General features: G+C 45.6%; 19 protein-coding genes. 11 read left to right on the top strand and 8 right to left on the bottom strand.

Annotated elements, in window-relative coordinates; genetic code table 11:
- Positions 1 to 277 precede the first annotated feature (277 nt).
- Positions 278 to 1,330: a ribosome small subunit-dependent GTPase A gene (rsgA, locus tag UFB30_RS13340; RefSeq protein ID WP_322422189.1), complete on the top strand. Its 1,053-nt coding sequence runs from the start codon at positions 278 to 280 to the stop codon at positions 1,328 to 1,330.
- Positions 1,331 to 1,450: 120 nt separating this feature from the next.
- Positions 1,451 to 2,089 carry a DUF4166 domain-containing protein gene (locus UFB30_RS13335; protein ID WP_322422188.1) on the top strand — a complete coding sequence of 213 codons (639 nt, stop codon included), beginning with the start codon at positions 1,451 to 1,453 and terminating at the stop codon, positions 2,087 to 2,089.
- Between the two features lie 247 nt (positions 2,090 to 2,336).
- On the opposite strand, the gene UFB30_RS13330 is transcribed toward UFB30_RS13335, so the two are convergent.
- Genes UFB30_RS13330 through UFB30_RS13320 form a run of 3 tightly spaced genes read right to left on the bottom strand, consistent with a single transcriptional unit; the run spans position 2,337 to position 4,715 of the window.
- Complete coding sequence (locus UFB30_RS13330) at positions 2,337 to 2,918, bottom strand: sulfurtransferase TusA family protein (RefSeq protein WP_322422187.1); 582 nt, start codon at positions 2,916 to 2,918, stop codon at positions 2,337 to 2,339.
- A gap of 20 nt (positions 2,919 to 2,938) precedes the next feature.
- Positions 2,939 to 3,286: a rhodanese-like domain-containing protein gene (locus UFB30_RS13325; RefSeq protein WP_322422186.1), complete on the bottom strand. Its 348-nt coding sequence runs from the start codon at positions 3,284 to 3,286 to the stop codon at positions 2,939 to 2,941.
- A 16-nt stretch (positions 3,287 to 3,302) separates the two neighbouring features.
- A complete protein-coding gene (locus tag UFB30_RS13320; RefSeq protein WP_322422185.1) occupies positions 3,303 to 4,715 on the bottom strand; it encodes a rhodanese-like domain-containing protein in 1,413 nt (470 codons plus the stop codon).
- Positions 4,716 to 4,903: 188 nt separating this feature from the next.
- Between UFB30_RS13320 and UFB30_RS13315 the strand changes: the two genes are divergently transcribed.
- From UFB30_RS13315 to UFB30_RS13295, 5 genes are all read left to right on the top strand, one after another.
- Positions 4,904 to 5,710, top strand: a complete 807-nt coding sequence (locus tag UFB30_RS13315; protein WP_322422184.1) for an amino acid ABC transporter substrate-binding protein — start codon at positions 4,904 to 4,906, stop codon at positions 5,708 to 5,710.
- Entirely contained in the window at positions 5,697 to 6,398 is a 702-nt protein-coding gene (locus tag UFB30_RS13310; protein ID WP_322422323.1) for an amino acid ABC transporter permease, read from the top strand. Before UFB30_RS13315 ends, UFB30_RS13310 begins: the two co-directional genes overlap by 14 nt.
- Positions 6,399 to 6,410: 12 nt before the next feature.
- The gene (locus tag UFB30_RS13305) at positions 6,411 to 7,160 is read left to right on the top strand and encodes an amino acid ABC transporter ATP-binding protein (protein ID WP_322422183.1); all 750 of its coding nucleotides are present in this window, start codon (positions 6,411 to 6,413) and stop codon (positions 7,158 to 7,160) included.
- A gap of 304 nt (positions 7,161 to 7,464) precedes the next feature.
- Entirely contained in the window at positions 7,465 to 8,244 is a 780-nt protein-coding gene (locus UFB30_RS13300) for an HAD family hydrolase (RefSeq protein ID WP_322422182.1), read from the top strand.
- Between the two features lie 82 nt (positions 8,245 to 8,326).
- The gene (locus UFB30_RS13295) at positions 8,327 to 8,788 is read left to right on the top strand and encodes a DUF4064 domain-containing protein (protein WP_322422181.1); all 462 of its coding nucleotides are present in this window, start codon (positions 8,327 to 8,329) and stop codon (positions 8,786 to 8,788) included.
- A gap of 44 nt (positions 8,789 to 8,832) precedes the next feature.
- Here UFB30_RS13295 and fhuF read toward each other — a convergent pair whose 3' ends face one another.
- From fhuF to UFB30_RS13280, 3 genes are read right to left on the bottom strand one after another with little or no spacing between them, the layout of a single operon-like run.
- Positions 8,833 to 9,546, bottom strand: a complete 714-nt coding sequence (gene fhuF / locus UFB30_RS13290; protein WP_322422180.1) for a siderophore-iron reductase FhuF — start codon at positions 9,544 to 9,546, stop codon at positions 8,833 to 8,835.
- Positions 9,543 to 10,604, bottom strand: coding sequence for a FecCD family ABC transporter permease (locus UFB30_RS13285; RefSeq protein WP_322422179.1), 1,062 nt, complete (start codon positions 10,602 to 10,604; stop codon positions 9,543 to 9,545). The genes fhuF and UFB30_RS13285 overlap by 4 nt, the downstream gene beginning before the upstream one ends.
- Positions 10,601 to 11,602 (bottom strand): FecCD family ABC transporter permease, encoded by a 1,002-nt coding sequence (locus UFB30_RS13280; protein WP_322422178.1) that lies wholly within the window; start codon positions 11,600 to 11,602, stop codon positions 10,601 to 10,603. The genes UFB30_RS13285 and UFB30_RS13280 overlap by 4 nt, the downstream gene beginning before the upstream one ends.
- 159 nt (positions 11,603 to 11,761) lie before the next feature.
- Between UFB30_RS13280 and UFB30_RS13275 the strand changes: the two genes are divergently transcribed.
- Both UFB30_RS13275 and UFB30_RS13270 read left to right on the top strand, forming a co-directional pair.
- Positions 11,762 to 12,730, top strand: a complete 969-nt coding sequence (locus UFB30_RS13275; protein WP_322422177.1) for an ABC transporter substrate-binding protein — start codon at positions 11,762 to 11,764, stop codon at positions 12,728 to 12,730.
- A 142-nt stretch (positions 12,731 to 12,872) separates the two neighbouring features.
- Positions 12,873 to 13,298 (top strand): pyridoxamine 5'-phosphate oxidase family protein, encoded by a 426-nt coding sequence (locus UFB30_RS13270; RefSeq protein WP_322422176.1) that lies wholly within the window; start codon positions 12,873 to 12,875, stop codon positions 13,296 to 13,298.
- A 9-nt stretch (positions 13,299 to 13,307) separates the two neighbouring features.
- On the opposite strand, the gene UFB30_RS13265 is transcribed toward UFB30_RS13270, so the two are convergent.
- Positions 13,308 to 13,436 (bottom strand): hypothetical protein, encoded by a 129-nt coding sequence (locus tag UFB30_RS13265; protein WP_322422175.1) that lies wholly within the window; start codon positions 13,434 to 13,436, stop codon positions 13,308 to 13,310.
- 82 nt (positions 13,437 to 13,518) lie between these two features.
- Here UFB30_RS13265 and UFB30_RS13260 point away from each other — a divergent pair, with 82 nt between their 5' ends.
- On the top strand, positions 13,519 to 13,977 hold the full coding sequence (locus tag UFB30_RS13260; RefSeq protein ID WP_322422174.1) for a GNAT family N-acetyltransferase: 459 nt from the start codon (positions 13,519 to 13,521) through the stop codon (positions 13,975 to 13,977).
- 5 nt (positions 13,978 to 13,982) lie between these two features.
- Entirely contained in the window at positions 13,983 to 14,135 is a 153-nt protein-coding gene (locus UFB30_RS13255) for a hypothetical protein (RefSeq protein ID WP_322422173.1), read from the top strand.
- 44 nt (positions 14,136 to 14,179) lie between these two features.
- Here the strand turns inward: UFB30_RS13255 and UFB30_RS13250 are convergent, their stop codons facing one another.
- The gene (locus UFB30_RS13250) at positions 14,180 to 14,371 is read right to left on the bottom strand and encodes a DUF2187 family protein (RefSeq protein WP_322422172.1); all 192 of its coding nucleotides are present in this window, start codon (positions 14,369 to 14,371) and stop codon (positions 14,180 to 14,182) included.
- Positions 14,372 to 14,427 lie beyond the last annotated feature (56 nt).

The following is a 14,427-nucleotide window of genomic DNA, read 5'->3' as shown; positions in this document are numbered from 1 at the left end:
CTGTTTAAACATCAGAAGTCCGCGGGTTTGTGTACAATCACAAATCAGCGGACTTTTTTATTTAGCTTTGGAAAAGAGAATAGATGAATATGCACAGCTGATGATTGGAGCGTAAGGGGGCGACTCCTGCGGAAAAACGATCGTGAAAGACCCCGCAGGGCAACGCTTTTCTGCCCGAGGAGGCTTGAGCGTTCGTCCGCGGAAAGCGTCCCCCTGAAACGGAAATCATCAGCCAACTTTCACAAAGCTATCTATTTAAAAACAGGAGGAACCAACATTGAATACATTAACGAAATTAGGATGGAACGAAAAATGGCAGGAAAAAGCAGGTCAAACAGACCTCACACCTGCAAGAATCATTACTGAATATAAAAACCTGTACAAAATACAAACTGACACCTCAATCCATTTAGCGGAAGTAACAGGTAAATACCGTCACCAGGCTTCAGCAAGAGAAGATTATCCTGCTGTCGGTGACTGGGTCATGGTCTCGACGCCTGCTGATGAAGGTCATGCCATGATTCATCAGGTGCTTGAAAGAACATCAAAATTTTCAAGAAAAGTAGCAGGCCAGCTGACGAATGAACAAATCGTTGCGGCGAATATTGATATCGCTTTTCTGGTGATGTCGCTCAATCATGATTTCAACCTGAGAAGACTTGAAAGGTATTTGATCGCTGCCTGGGAAAGTGGTGCGAACCCGATTGTTGTTTTATCAAAGGCAGACCTTTGTGAAAACAGCACTGAAAAAGCAGCTGAAGCCGAAGCCGCTGCGATGGGTGTACCGGTGCTGGTCACCAGTGCGTATAACGGAACCGGACTCGATGAATTAAAAAGTCATATCAGTGAGGGAATAACAGTTGCGGTGATGGGCTCATCAGGTGTAGGGAAATCCTCGATCATCAATGCGCTGATCGGCGAAGAAAAGATGACGGTCAATGACATTCGTGAAGACGACAGTAAGGGAAAGCATACGACGACCCACAGAGAACTGATTTTGCTTCCTGATAAAGGCGTGATCATTGATACACCAGGGATGAGAGAGCTGCAGCTGTGGGAATCTGACAGCGGTCTTTCGCAGGGCTTTCAGGATATCGAAACCCTTGCTGAAGCATGCCAATTCAGAGATTGCAGCCATGAAACAGAGCCGGGCTGTGCGATCCGTGAAGCGATTGAAGCGGGCGAGCTCGAGCAGGATCGTTACAATAGTTACGTGAAGCTGCAAAAAGAACTGGCTTATCTGGACAGAAAATCAAATAAGCGTGAGCAGATTTTAGAAAAGAAAAAGTGGAAGAAGATCTCTCAATATCAGAAACAAATTCATAAGTAATCTTTTTACTAAGCGCCGCTCATTCTGATGAGTGGCGCTTTTGCAGACCGGATCAGGGAATGAATGGCGTTCCGTGATATAATGAACGTGTAAAGTTAAGCCCAAAGGAGGCGTGTCCGGATGAAATCGATGTTTCAAAAAGCAATGGGTGATGATTTTGAAAAACTGCATCCATCACTCCAGAAAAAGTACGCGCTGAACAGCTCATCTGACTACAAAGTCATCACAAAAGGGACCATGCACGAAATCAAAGGCGGTTCCAGACTGGTGCGCAAATTATCTCACTTAGGTGTGAAAATGAACTTTGCCTTTCCTGAAAGGGGAGAAGAGATTCCTTTTTATATGGAAAATGCAGCTTACAGGGACAGGCACGGACGGGAAACGATGTCCTGGAGACGCAGCTTTACTTTCCCTGAAACAGTCCGCTGCTTTTATGACAAAATGAAAGAAGGGGAAGAGCCGAACACGGTAGATAACTTCACTGACCAGTGGGGAATCGCTCGGCTGCCGCTCAATCTGAAGGCGACTAAAACAGGCGGAATGCTCTTAACTTCGCGTGATATGACGCTTCATATCGGAAAAAAATATATGAAGATTCCAAGACTGCTTGGTGTGAGAGCGACGGTTCTTGAAGAATACAATGATGCGACTGAACTTTTTGATGTTCATATTCATATTTATCAGCCTTTGTTTGGAACGATTTTGTCTTATAAAGGTTCTGTGGAGATGCTGTTTCCAACTGATGGTGCCGGGGAGTAGAGGATGCTCCCTGGCTTTTTGATGGTGTCGGAGTAGGTCAAATTACACGATTCCACGAACAAAAGCGATTATTCTTTGAACCATCCGGTTTATTCTCCGAACCAAGCATGTTATTCTCCGAACCCCGCGCTGTATTCTCCGAACATCAGCAAAAATTCCACGAACCCTCCGCCACACCCCATCCTACGCCACATCATCCAAAATAAAAACCCGAAAAGCCTCCGCTTTCCGGGTCACACAAAAATGATTATCTCACACCTGCAGTTGCTGCAAGTGAAGTTGCAATCGGTCCATTCCATTCGCTCATACCAGGCGTTACACGAATCAGGTTCTCACGGCCATTGGCTCTGATATTGTCACATGCAGCCTGACTGCGTTTTCCTGATTTACAGAGGACATACACTGTTTCTTCCTCAGGAAGAGCTGCAATATAGTTTTCAACCTGTGACAGTGGAACAGAGTGAGCGCCGGGGATGTGGCCGCCGGCATATTCTTCAGGCTCACGCACATCAAGAATCACTGCCGGCTTTTCAGCGATGATTGCTTCAAGCTCTTCATTCGTAATAGATTTCAATTCTGTTTTCGGCACATACTGCTTCTTTTCAACGCGCTTAATGTAGTGTATCTGCACGTTTCCTTCTTCAGTACCTGACAGGTATTCATTACCTGTAGATCGGCACCATGCTTTCATATCTGCAAGGGAACCTTTATCAGTCGTTGTGATTTCAAGCACTTCACCCTCCTGAAGGTTCGCCATTGATTTCTTCGTACGTACGATTGGCATTGGGCAGGCAAGGCCCTTTGCATCTAACTTGTGATCTGCATGCATAAAATGTAAACACTCCTTGGTTAAAGTTGATTCATTCCGCCGCGGACATTCGCAACGTTTTTAAATCCTTTTTTCTTTAAAATTTTTGCAGCCTGCGCACTGCGCATTCCGCTTTGACACAGGACAATCGTTTCTTTTTCAGGGTCAAGCTTTGATGTCTGATTCGGCAGACTGCCAAGCGGTATATTGTCAAACCCTCTCATATTACGTGCTTTGAATTCTCCAGGTGTTCTGACATCAATCCACTGGGAATCCTTTGTTTTTTTCATTGCTTTCAATTCATCCGCGGAAATGTTGCGTACACCCTTCGCCGGCATCATGCGCCAGACGAAGAAGAGTACGACAGCTCCGATTAAAATCCATTCCATAGAGCAGGCCCCTTTCTTAGTTCGTTACAACTTCTTTAGGGCGGTTATTGGACCATGCATTGAATCCGCCGCTCAGGTGCGTCACATCGTCAAATCCGAGTGACAGCATGACACTTGCTGCGATTGCAGAGCGTGCCCCTGACTGACAGTGGATTAATACCGGCTTGTTTTTATCAAGCGCTTTGCCCGCCTCACGAAGGTGTCCAAGCATCTTGTGTTCAGTTCCTTCAATGCGTCCGCTGTTCCATTCAGAATCGTTACGCACATCAATCACCTGATAATCAGTCAGATCCTTCTGCTTTGCAAACTCTTCAGTATCAACAGACTGATACGTTTCAGTTGCAACTGATTCAATCAGTGAAGGCTCAGCAAGCTTTACGACGTTATCTAAATGAATAGAACGCAGAATCTTCATGGCTTCTTCAGCCTGGTCTTTTTCAACAACAAGCGCAATCTTTTCATCATAATCCACTAACCAGCCAGCCCAGTTCGGCAGCATTTTGCCAAATGGAATGTTGATTGAGCCTGGAACAAGTCCTTTTTCAGCTTCTTTAGACTGGCGTGTATCAATCAGAATGTTGCCATCCTGTGTGCTGAATTCAACAACATCTTCAGCATTTTCAAACCATTCAACTGATGGATCTTCAACAATTGCAGGGCCAAGCTTATTTACTTTTTTCATTTGAGCGAAATATTTTGGTGCTTCCGGCTGATCCTTCAGCAGTTCCTCGATAAATTTCTGCTCATCATTTTCATTCAGTGCCCAGTTGAACTGCTTTTCATAGCCGACGGTTGACTGAGGAACAGCGCCAAGTGATTTACCGCATGCACTTCCTGCACCGTGACCAGGCCAGACCATCATGTGATCAGGCAGCTCTTTGAAGCGCTGAAGTGATTTGAACATTGACTTTGCGCCCGTTTCAGCAGTACCTGCAGCACCGGCAGCTTTTTCAAGCAGGTCTGGACGGCCGATATCACCTACAAAGACAAAGTCTCCTGTAAAGATACCCATTGGCTTATCAGCACCGCCGCCAAGATCCGTTAAGACGAAGGAGATACTCTCAGGGGTATGTCCCGGTGTATGCATCACTTCGAATTTGATGTTACCAATCTTGAATTCATCACCGTCTGTAAGCGGCTGAACATCCAGATTGTCTGTATATTGATATTTCCAGTCGTTGTCGCCTTCATCTGAGAGATAAAGCTTTACGCCGTATTTTTCAGCAAGCTGACGTGCGCCGGAAACAAAGTCTGCGTGAATATGTGTTTCAGTCGCGGCTGAAACATTTAAACCTTCTTTTTTTGCATCCGCAAGAATTGGCTCAACGTCACGCGGCGGATCAATCAGAATCGCCTCACCTGTACGCTGGCATCCTACAAGATATGAATATTGTGCAAGTTTATCATCAAAATAAGAACGGAATAACATGTATAACTCCTCCTTGATCGTTTCACAGAGATTTTATTAATACCCTGTGGGGTATATTTGTATTAAATCATCTCCTGAAAATAAATGCAACCCCAAAGCTCAAAAAAATTTGGTGTTTACAATTTACCCGATTCGACGTACAATCATGCTTATGACATAATTCCGATAAGAATAGGTGGGTTTTAAATATGAAGAAAACATTAGCAGCATCATTACTATTAACAGGTGTACTGGCAGGTTGCGGATCTTCAGAAGAGGAAGGTAGCAGCAATAACGCTTCAAGCGGGGATCAAAATCTTCTTGAATCAATCCAGGAAGAAGGCGTCATTACAGTTGGAACGGAAGGCACGTATGCACCATTTACTTTCCATGATGAGTCAGATGCATTGACAGGCTATGATGTGGAAGTCATGAACGAAATCGCAGAACGCATGGGTGTTGAAGTTGAATATAACGAAACACAGTGGGATTCAATGTTTGAAGGGCTGAATTCAGAGCGTTTTGACGTGATTGCAAATCAGGTCGGGATTAACGATGAGCGCCTTGAAACATATGATTTCTCAGAGCCATATACGCTTTCATCAGCAGTAGTCGTTGTACCTGAAGACAACAGTGAAGTTTCTTCATTTGAAGATATTGAAGGAAAGCAGTCAGCACAGTCACTGACAAGTAACTATGCTGAAATCGCTACAGAATATGGCGCAGAGCTAGTCCAGGTTGAAGGACTTGCACAGGCAATTGAATTGATTAAAACGGGCCGTGCAGAAGTAACAGTCAATGATAAACTGGCCATTCTTGATTTCCAGAAGCAGCAGCCTGAAGCAGGTATTAAAATTGCAGCAGAAGAAAGCGACGTATCAGAAAGTGCATTCATGTTCCGTCAGGGTCACGAAGAACTTGTGGAAGAATTCAATAAGCATCTTGCAGACATGAAAGAAGAAGGTACACTGACAGAAATCTCAGAGAAATGGTTTGGCGAAGATGTTTCTCAGTAATTTCATATTAGGAGCAGCTGATCCACTCGTTGACTGGGAGCTGTTTTGGTCTTCAATTGGACCAATGGTGGAGGGCGGAATCAAAAATACGATTCCGCTTACTCTTTTATCCTTTACATTTGGTCTGATTCTCGCACTGTTAACAGCATTAGCCCGCCTCTCAGGCAACAAAATCCTGTCAGGCATTGCAAGAGTCTATGTCTCAGCCATCCGTGGCACACCGCTGCTCGTTCAGCTGTTTATCGTATTCTTTGGTTTACCGGACCTTGGCATCACACTCGACCCATTCCCAAGTGCGGTCATTGCGTTTTCTCTGAATGTAGGGGCATACGCATCTGAGATTGTCCGTGCATCAATCCTTTCAGTCCCAAAAGGACAATGGGAGGCAGGGTATACAATCGGGATGACGTACCCGCAGACATTACGCAGGATCATCTTACCGCAGGCGACACGTGTCTCCATACCACCGCTGTCAAATTCATTTATCAGCCTGGTAAAAGATACATCGCTTGCGTCACAGATTCTGGTGGTAGAGCTCTTTCGGAAATCACAGGAAATCGCAGCCAGGACCTACGATTTTCTTCAGTTATACATTACAGCGGCCATCCTCTACTGGATTGTCTGCTTCGTCCTGTCACTCGTTCAGGACCGGATCGAGAAAAAACTGGATCGCTACGTCGCGAAATAAGGAGTGGAACAGATGCAGATTCAGGTACAAAATCTTCATAAATCATTTGGAAAGCTCGAGGTACTTCGCGGGATCGACCTTGAAGTGCCAAAAGGAAACGTTGTCGCGATTATTGGTCCGTCCGGCTCCGGTAAAACGACTTTCCTGCGCTGTCTGAACGCGCTCGAAATGCCAAACAAAGGACTATTTGAATTCTCCGATGGCTTCAAGCTCGATTTTTCAAAGCAGCCGAAGAAAAATGAAATTCTGAAGCTCCGCCGGAAATCAGGTATGGTGTTTCAATCCTATAACCTTTTCCCTCATAAAACAGCGCTTGAAAATGTGATGGAGGGACCCGTCATTGTCCAGGGACTCGATAAAGAAGAAGTGCGCGGGAAGGCCGTCTCACTGCTTGAAAAAGTAGGGCTGGGCGAAAAAATGGACCTGTACCCGCACCAGCTTTCAGGCGGTCAGCAGCAGCGCGTCGGTATTGCGCGTGCGCTTGCCATTCAGCCTGAACTAATGCTGTTTGATGAACCAACCTCAGCGCTTGACCCTGAACTTGTAGGCGAAGTACTCAGCGTCATGAAGGAACTTGCTAGAGAAGGCCAGACAATGGTTGTCGTCACCCATGAGCTGAAATTCGCTGAAGATGTCGCTGACCATGTCATGTTCATTGACGGCGGTGTCGTTGTTGAACAGGGCCCGCCAAAAGAGATTCTTAAGGCGCCGAAAGAAGCGAGAACGAAGCAGTTTTTGGACCGGGTGCTGAATCCGTCATAATTTTAATGTTCCCCGTGGCTGGTGTGGCTGCGGGGTTTTTAATTCGTCGGGAGTGGCGTACATGAGAAAAGCGGAGGGACGGTCATAGGTAAAATTACACTATTCTAAGAATCAGATCGATTTTTCTCCGAACCGTTCTGCTTTTTCTCCGAACATGCCGTATTATTCTCCGAACCACCCGGGTTATTCCACGAACCCCGGCTACTATTCTACGAACGTGCACCACCCAACCCCCAAATTCCAATTGCTTTATCCACCGAATTTTGTGACAATATTAAAATCTAAGAGAACAGGAGCTGAGGATATGCCATCTGCAATTTTTTTCGATCTTGACGATACACTTTTATGGGATAAAAAAAGTATTGAGACTGCACTTGAGAAAACGGTAAAGGATGCTGAAGAGCTGTACGGAACAAATCCTGAAAAACTCCTTACAGCAGTAAAAGAAACCGCGCCACAGCTTTATCAGGAGTACGCGTTCTACGACTTCACAAAAATGATTGGGATCAACCCGTTCGAAGGGCTCTGGGGACAGTTTGGTGATCCGGTACACCACAAATTCAGGGAGATGGGCGCTGAAATAAAGGATTACCAGCTTCGTGTGTGGCAGGAAGCGCTCAAAGCACAAGGCATCGAACAGTCAGGTGAAGCATTAAGAGAGAAATTCATCAGCCATCGAAAGTCCTCACCGTTTCTATATGAAGAAACCCTCGATGTACTGGACAAACTCAAAGAAAAATATCAGCTTGTCGTTGTCACAAACGGTGCGCCGTCACTGCAGCTTGAAAAATTACGGATCACTCCTGAGCTGATACCTTACTTTGACCATATCGTGATCTCGGGAAATGTCGCAGAAGGGAAGCCGGGACAGCCTATTTTCGAGCATGCACTCCGAGTCTCTGGGAAAGCTGCCGAAGACGTCTGGATGATCGGGGACAACCTGAAAACAGATATTCTTGGGGCTAACCGTGCGGGGATCCACAGCATCTGGATCCAGCATGACGCGTCAAAAACACCTGGTGAAGGCGACGGTAGGCCTGACCGGACCATCAGCCGCCTGAAAGAAATTTTAAATCTGCTGTGAAAATTTGAAACCTTTAGGTGTAAGTTTCCGTAAAGTAGGGGATATGGAAATCATACATATTACATTACTGGGAGGTAATCAGATGAAAAGAACAGCAGAAGGCGTAATGACGATTATTGGGATCATCGTTAATGTATTGATGATCATCGGTGTATTTTTAATCGGTGCATTATTTAATGATCCTGCGATGCAGGCGGAATTTGAAAGAGAGTTACAGAATGACCCTGCAATGGCAGATGCGGGTATTGACCCGACAATGATTACAGATATGTTCGCAGGACTGGGCTTATATTTTAATGTAGTTGTTATTATCAGTACAATTCTAAGCATAATCGCCCTGTTTGCAATGAAACGCAATAAAAAACCGAAGCTTGCAGGTGGATTATTAATTGCAAGTACACTGGTTGTGGCAGTAGGAACAGTGCTACTCGGCTGGCTGCCGGCACTATTATTCCTGATCGCAGGAATCATGTGCTTTGTCCGCAAACCGAAAGTGGTAGAGGATCCGTATCAGCGTACAGATGATGAGATGAGACCGCTATAATAAAAACGCGCTGTCCCATAAAAGGGAACAGCGCATTTTTTATTTTATTCTTTAATCAGGCAGCATGTCCGGCAGTTCTTCTTGCCCGGGAGCATATATTTATAGCAGCACGTGCTTCTGACACGTGCATCCTCAAGCTTACGTTTTGCTTCGAATTGTTCAAGATGGGTAAATGGATTCGGCTCATTATCTCCAAAGAAATCTTCTGAGACGATCTGCTGCCAGTGCGAATCCCAGTCCTGCTGTTCAAGCCCTTTTAACTCAGGGGCAAGACTTTTATAGAACCATCTCAGGTAAATGAAAAAGTTTTCCCACAGCACAATCTGCTTCACTTTACCGGCTTTCTCAACAGACTGAATCAACGGCTTCACCCAGTCCGCGTATAATCTTCTCAGCAATTCATCCCACGCAGGCTGATCATCGTAAGATTGAATACCGCTCAGATGTACCCCTAGCTGAAATGGCGCATCCTGATCATGGACGAGTCTGACATCAGAAGAAGACAGGTCCCAGGCTTCACCGCTTTTATAATGGGCAAGCAGCACACTGACAAGGGTAAAGGCCGTCCGTTTCATTGAAAGGGAGCCTGCTACCATCAGTCTCGGGGCTTCCTGGATCCGCTGAATATACGCAAGATCATCCGCTACGGTATCTTCTGAAAGCCATTCTGAAAGCTTCCACTCCGTCCCAAGAGTTGTTTCACTGAACCTGACTGGAAACGCGTCTTCTATATAAGATAAAAGTTCCTGTTGATTCATGATTTTTTGCCCCTTTCTTTAAATAAAAGATAAATAAAGTAAGGTGCGCCAATTGCTGCAGTGAATACCCCTGCCGGAATCTCAAGTGGTGCAGCAATCAGCCGTCCCATTAAATCAGCCAGCATGACAAGCCCTGCCCCGATCAGCGCTGACATTGGAATCAGCGAACCGAACGAGGATCCGATTAACTTTCTTGCAAGATGCGGTGCCATCAGTCCGACAAAACCAATCCCTCCGGCAAAGGCCACAGAACCTCCAACAAGTCCGGTACTGATCAGCAGAATCAATATCCGCTGTCTGGAGACGATTGAGCCCATTGACGTGCTGATATCATCACCAAGTTCAAGCAGATTTAAATGACGTGCCATGAATAGCGCAGCAAGAAACAATACGCTGACCCACGGCAGCAGAATCCATACCTGACTCCACGTGGATCCGTTCACTGACCCGGTAATCCAGATGTTTGCCTGGCTGGCCCGGTAGATAGGACCAATCAGCATCAGCATGGTGGTCACGGCATTTGCGAATAAAGATAAGCCGATCCCGATCAGCACGAGGCGAATCGGAGAAAGCCCGTTTTTCCATGAAAAAATATAGACAAGTATAGCTGCAATCAATGCACCGAGAAAGGCGGCAACCGGGAGCCACTGAATAGAAACTGACAGCGCCCCATTCGAATCGCTGAATAGCACAAGGAATCCGACAACAAAGACACTTGCCCCGCCTGAAATTCCGATCACATCCGGTGAAGCGAGCGGATTTCTGACCATTCCCTGCAGCATCGCACCGGCAACAGCCAGCGCTACACCTACAAGCAGAGCGATCAGAACACGCGGCAGCCTGAATTCCCGTATGACCAGCTCGTTCAGCGGTTCCCCCATTCCTAAGAACACTTTTATAATATCAAGCGGCGAGACCCAGACTTCACCTAATCCAAGACTGATCAGGAATGCGCCGATCACAACAGCTAGTGCCACAGCTACGCTCAGCATCGTCCGCTGATCAAACAGGAAGGAGGGACCCCGTTTACCAAAACGCACAGATTTAAAACGGCTCATTGTGATGTCCCCACCCTTCTTGCGATATAGATAAAGATTGGTGTACCGATGATTGCCGTCATGACGCCTACAGGGATTTCCTGAGGCATAATCACATACCTTGCGGCAATATCAGCTGCGAGCAGTAGGTTTGCACCAAGCAGGGCAGACATTGGTATCAATACCCTGTGATCAATTCCGATCCACTTTCTCGCTAAATGGGGAATCATAATTCCGATAAATCCAATTGGCCCGGCAACAGATACAGCGCCGCCGGCCAGCAGCACAACAATAACGCCGATCCAGATTTTTAAAGGACCGGTTTTCACGCCAAGCCCGTTTGCGACATCATCACCCATCGCGAGAATGTTAAAGGACCTTGAAAAGACCAGCGCAATGATAAAGCCGGCAGCAAGGTAGGGAAGAGCTGTCTGTAACAGCGCCAGATCGCGTCCCTGCACAGAACCGGCGAGCCAGAACATCACGGATTCGAGCGCTGATTCATTCAGCACCAGAAGCCCCTGGGTAACTGATGCAAAAAGCGCGGATAATGCAGCGCCGGCAAGTGTCAGTTGAAGCGGTGATAAGCCTCTCTGGTCAAGTGAGCCCAATCCGAACACCGCTGTAATCGCAACAGCTGCGCCAATAAAAGCAAGAATTGCAAAGGCATTAAGAGAACTGACGTTGAACACTGTAACCCCAATCACAACCGCAAGCCCTGCGCCGGCATTCACCCCGAAAATACTCGGGGAAGCAAGCGGGTTTTTCGTCAGCGTCTGCATCAGCACACCTGACACAGCCAGTGCTGCACCAACTGCAGCTGCAATCAGTGCTCTTGGAATGCGGACGTTTTGTATAATTAAATGGGCATTTGACCCGTCAAATGCAGTGAATGACTGAATAATCTGCTGCATCGAAGTCTGTTGGTAACCGAACCTCACACTTGCAAACAATAGAATCAGCATAAAAACAAATGCACCCATGATTGAAAAAAGTGTAAAGAATTTCGAAGATTTCATGATAAAAGATCCTTCCTCAAACAAGTAGGTCTATTATATCGAAAAAACTGTTAAATGAAAACGGTTTTCATTTAGCTGTTGACACTGTGAAGTCTGTTGATTATGCTTAAATAGTAGTGAGAATCATTATCAACATTTTATATACAGGGAGAGACGAATATGAAAAAGTTTAGTTACCTATTACTCTTAATGAGTGTAGCAGCGCTGATCCTTGCAGCATGTGGCGGCTCATCTGAATCATCAGATGAAGAAGCAGCTGACAGCGGGGAATCTGCTGAAACATATACAGTGGAACACGCAATGGGTACAGCCGAAATTGAAGGGACACCTGAAAAAGTCGTGATCCTGACAAACGAAGGAACGGAAGCTCTTTTATCAATGGGCGTAACACCTGCAGGAGCTGTTCAGTCATGGACTGGAGATCCGTGGTATGACCATATTGCTGATCAGATGGAAGGTGTCGAAGTAGTCGGAACAGAAAGTGAAGTAAATGTTGAAGCCATTGCTGCGCTTGATCCGGATCTGATTATCGGTACAAAACTTCGTCAGGAAGCTGTATACGAGCAGCTTGAAGCAATTGCACCAACTGTGATGTCAGAAACACTGAAAGGTGACTGGCAGGAAAACTTTGAACTGTACGCTGAAGCACTGAACATGACTGAAGAAGGCGAACAGGTCATGGCTGATTTTGAAACACGCGTTGACGAGCTGAGCGGTCAGCTTGAAGAAGGCGGACACCTTGAAAAAGAAATCTCAATGGTCCGTTTCCTTGCAGGAGACACGCGTATTTATCATAAAGATTCATTCTCAGGAATTATCCTGGATCAGCTCGGCTTTGCACGTCCACCCGAGCAGGATGTAGATGACTTCTCAGAAAACGGCGTCACAAAAGAACGTGTCGAAGCGATGGAAGGTGACGTCCTATTCTACTTCACTTACGAAACAGGAGACGGTGAAGCGAACCAGAACGCTGAAGACTGGCTGAATGACCCATTATTCCAGAACCTCGAAGTCGTTCAGGAAGGTAACATCCAGGAAGTAAGCGACACAATCTGGAACACAGCAGGCGGCGTGCTTGCAGCAAATGTGATGCTGGATGACATTGAAGAGTATTTTTTAGCTGAATAAATCTGAGACGCTCTGCTGCGGCAGGGCGTTTTTTGTATGGCGTCCCCACTGCGCCTCCCAAAATAAAACACCTCCAAATGTTTCCCATCCCCCACTTCGTGGAAATACTAAAACCATGACCAGAAAAAGGAGTGGAGTATTCATGAACCAGAAAGAACTGAAGGACCATATTTTAAATGTACTTGAAAATAATAAAACAGGGACGCTTGCAACGGTGAAAAACAACCGTCCGCATTCACGTTATATGACCTTTTATAATGAGGGCTATGTGCTTCATACACCAACGAGTATTGATACGCATAAAGCTGAAGAAATTGATGACAATCCATTTGTGCATGTATTACTCGGATATGAGGGAGACGGATATGCCGATTCATATGTAGAGGTTGAAGGGACAGCTGTGATCCGTGATTCAAAAGAGATCAAGGAAAAGCTCTGGAATGAACGCTTTTCAAACTGGTTTGAAGGCCCGGATGATCCAAAGTATGTGGTACTTGAGGTTGAACCGACATCTATTCGCCTGATGAATTCAGGAGAAGAGCCGCAGTCACTTGATTTAGATAAGTAGTCTTCAGCTCTAATCGTCTTTCCGGCGGTTAGAGTTCTTTTTTTGCAGTAACAGCATAATGACAATGCCAAAGCTGATGATAAATAACAGGCCGATACCAAACAGTACCTGAAATACCCAGTCCATTGCACTTTCCAATTCAATCCCTCCAATGATGTGAAATTTCTCTCTCATTCTAATATAATGAGAGGAGATGTAAAAGCAGAACGGGGGAACCATAATGGAATGGAAGTGTACTCGCTTTGACGAGCTTTCAGCAAAAGAACTGCACGATATTTTAAAAGCGCGCGTGGATATTTTTGTCGTAGAGCAGAACTGTGCTTATCATGAAGTGGATGGATATGACCCTGAATCCTGGCACCTTCAGCTGAGGATTGACGGCAGGCTTGCAGCATATGCAAGACTGATGAAGGCAGGGACAAAGTATAATAAGGCCTCAATTGGAAGAATTATTGTGCTCGAGGAATTCAGAAACCGCAAGCTTGGCCGCCTGCTTGTTCAACAGTCAATTGATCTGATGAAGGAGTGGGGCACTGAAGAGATTATGCTGCAGGGGCAGACTTACTTAAGAGATTTTTACCGTTCATTCGGTTTTGAAGAAATCTCGGCAGAATATCTTGATGACGGCATTCCTCACGTGGATATGCTGCTAACCATACATTCTACAGAAAAGAGTTGAAGCATGTGAGTGGTAAAAAAAGCGTAATTGCAATTGTAGCACTTGTCATCGTGATGATCATTCTTATTTTTATACTGATGCTCAATTTTGATCCTGAGCAGTATGCGTCAGCAGAAGCGCTGGCTGCAGATACTAAAAATCTCCTGTCAGCATCCTGACAGGAGATTTTTACATAGAGGCAGACGCCGCTGCTATAAAATCATTAAGCTTTTTCTACCACTTTATAATTTTCATGCGAAACAACTGTGAAGTTTGTACCGTAATCTAAAAGCAAAGCGTCCTCTTCTGATATACTTACAATCACAGATCGTTCGAGAATTTTTGTCACTTCGCCAGTGATATCAAATCCATGGCGTGTAAATTTAACTTTCTGTCCTACATTAGCCTGTGTCATATCAGCACCCCATATTCTTAAAAAATAATTTGTAACGGACTGCATCCCATTATACA

The organism is Jeotgalibacillus haloalkalitolerans (assembly GCF_034427455.1).
Taxonomy (GTDB): Bacteria; Bacillota; Bacilli; order Bacillales; family Jeotgalibacillaceae; genus Jeotgalibacillus; species Jeotgalibacillus haloalkalitolerans.
This window is presented reverse-complemented; position numbering and strand designations above follow the sequence as displayed.

What these genes read in the sequence shown, in the direction of transcription:
- UFB30_RS13260 (WP_322422174.1), top strand. Translation starts at nt 13,519, where the DNA reads ATGGAATGGAAGTGTACTCGCTTTGACGAGCTTTCAGCAAAAGAACTG.
- UFB30_RS13280 (WP_322422178.1), bottom strand. Translation starts at nt 11,602, where the DNA reads ATGAAATCTTCGAAATTCTTTACACTTTTTTCAATCATGGGTGCATTT.
- UFB30_RS13310 (WP_322422323.1), top strand. Translation starts at nt 5,697, where the DNA reads ATGTTTCTCAGTAATTTCATATTAGGAGCAGCTGATCCACTCGTTGAC.
- fhuF (WP_322422180.1), bottom strand. Translation starts at nt 9,546, where the DNA reads ATGAATCAACAGGAACTTTTATCTTATATAGAAGACGCGTTTCCAGTC.
- UFB30_RS13315 (WP_322422184.1), top strand. Translation starts at nt 4,904, where the DNA reads ATGAAGAAAACATTAGCAGCATCATTACTATTAACAGGTGTACTGGCA.
- UFB30_RS13250 (WP_322422172.1), bottom strand. Translation starts at nt 14,371, where the DNA reads ATGACACAGGCTAATGTAGGACAGAAAGTTAAATTTACACGCCATGGA.
- UFB30_RS13270 (WP_322422176.1), top strand. Translation starts at nt 12,873, where the DNA reads ATGAACCAGAAAGAACTGAAGGACCATATTTTAAATGTACTTGAAAAT.
- UFB30_RS13295 (WP_322422181.1), top strand. Translation starts at nt 8,327, where the DNA reads ATGAAAAGAACAGCAGAAGGCGTAATGACGATTATTGGGATCATCGTT.
- UFB30_RS13300 (WP_322422182.1), top strand. Translation starts at nt 7,465, where the DNA reads ATGCCATCTGCAATTTTTTTCGATCTTGACGATACACTTTTATGGGAT.
- UFB30_RS13305 (WP_322422183.1), top strand. Translation starts at nt 6,411, where the DNA reads ATGCAGATTCAGGTACAAAATCTTCATAAATCATTTGGAAAGCTCGAG.
- UFB30_RS13325 (WP_322422186.1), bottom strand. Translation starts at nt 3,286, where the DNA reads ATGGAATGGATTTTAATCGGAGCTGTCGTACTCTTCTTCGTCTGGCGC.
- UFB30_RS13330 (WP_322422187.1), bottom strand. Translation starts at nt 2,918, where the DNA reads ATGCATGCAGATCACAAGTTAGATGCAAAGGGCCTTGCCTGCCCAATG.
- UFB30_RS13335 (WP_322422188.1), top strand. Translation starts at nt 1,451, where the DNA reads ATGAAATCGATGTTTCAAAAAGCAATGGGTGATGATTTTGAAAAACTG.
- UFB30_RS13320 (WP_322422185.1), bottom strand. Translation starts at nt 4,715, where the DNA reads ATGTTATTCCGTTCTTATTTTGATGATAAACTTGCACAATATTCATAT.
- UFB30_RS13285 (WP_322422179.1), bottom strand. Translation starts at nt 10,604, where the DNA reads ATGAGCCGTTTTAAATCTGTGCGTTTTGGTAAACGGGGTCCCTCCTTC.
- UFB30_RS13275 (WP_322422177.1), top strand. Translation starts at nt 11,762, where the DNA reads ATGAAAAAGTTTAGTTACCTATTACTCTTAATGAGTGTAGCAGCGCTG.